The following is a 1,404-nucleotide window of genomic DNA, read 5'->3' as shown; positions in this document are numbered from 1 at the left end:
AAGCATCGGTGATCGGGCGGGTTGATTTGACCTGCGGAGTTCTCTTCCTAGACTCGTAGATCCACTACGAAGGAGAGCTTGAATGACCTACTTCACCGGAATCGATGTATCCCTGAGATCCGTCTCGATCTGCGTCGTGGACGACCGTGGCGAAGTCTGTCGAGAGGGCAAGGTCGACGCGCACGTCGACGTCATCGTCGACTGGCTGCATGCCTTCAGTCCAGAACTGAAGTCCGTTGGCTTCGAGGCCGGCGCGCTGAGCCAGTACCTCACCTACGGCCTGCAGGCCGCAGGCTTCGAGGTGATCTGCCTGGAGGCCCGACGCGTGAAGAACACCCTGGACGCCATGCGCAACAAGACCGACCGCAACGACGCGCGCGGCATCGCCCAGATCCTGCGCACCGGTTGGTACAGCCGCGTGCACATCAAGAGCCTGCACAGCCATCGCGTGCGTGCGCTGCTGGCCAGTCGCAAGGCGATCCTGGCGAAGTGCGTCGACCTCGAGAACGAACTGCGTGGTCTCCTGCGCGTGTTCGGTATCCGCCTGGCCCCGCGTGTGGGCCACGGATCGTTCGACGCTCAGGTGCGCCAGACCTTCGCCGATGACGAGATGCTGTCCTGCGCGCTCGTGCCGCTGCTTGACGCGAGGACCGTGCTCTACAAGACCTACCTGAAGCTGGACAATGCGGTCAAGGCGCTGACCAAGGCAGATCCCTTGTGCGTGCGCCTGATGTCGATCCCAGGCGTCGGTCCCGTGACCGCGCTGACCTTCAAGTCTGCCGTGGACGACCCGGCCCGGTTCAAGTCGTCACGTACCGTGGCAGCCCACTTCGGCCTGACGCCCAAACGGTACCAATCTGGCGAGATGGACAACCCTGGTCACATCTCGCGAGCTGGCGATGCCGATGTGCGATCAGCGCTCTATGTGGCGGCGCACTCGCTGCTCACGCGAAACGCGCAGTGGTCGTCGCTGAAAGCCTGGGGAATGCGGCTTGCCAAGACGCGAGGGCATCGACGGGCAGTGATCGCGGTGGCGCGCAAACTGGCCGTCGTCCTGCACCGCATGTGGGTGGATGGCTCCGAGTTCCGATGGGGTTCACAGGAGCCTGTCGCCGTGAAGGCCTGAGCGCGTTGGCTGGCGCGTTGACGGACTGCTTGACTGAATCGAAAGGATTTGAGCGTTGAGGTGTAGACGATGGTCCGGATGAAGCCGTATATGACTGCTGCGCTGCAAAGCGCGTCCATAAGCGTGGCTCTCCGCTCCGTCTGACCAATGCGTGCAGCGCCGACCTTCGGGCCGGGACCGACTGCGTAGAGAAGCGTGAGCTGCACCGAGACGTTCTGTTCGACGAAGCCAAATACCGAGATACTCTGCGCTTGACAAAATGGCCCGATCAGAGAAGC

The 1,404-nt window shown here is 62.5% G+C and carries 1 protein-coding gene; it reads left to right on the top strand.

Annotated features, from left to right (window positions below; all coding sequences use genetic code 11):
• Positions 1 to 82: 82 nt before the first annotated feature.
• On the top strand, positions 83 to 1,126 hold the full coding sequence (locus AB6807_RS39350) for an IS110 family transposase (protein ID WP_371088810.1): 1,044 nt from the start codon (positions 83 to 85) through the stop codon (positions 1,124 to 1,126).
• The last annotated feature ends 278 nt before the right edge of the window (positions 1,127 to 1,404 follow it).

The sequence above is a fragment of the Variovorax sp. RCC_210 genome, from assembly GCF_041355175.1.
Lineage (GTDB): Bacteria > Pseudomonadota > Gammaproteobacteria > Burkholderiales > Burkholderiaceae_C > Variovorax.
The sequence above is the reverse complement of the archived record's forward strand: the minus strand, read 5'-3'. Positions and strand labels throughout refer to the sequence as shown.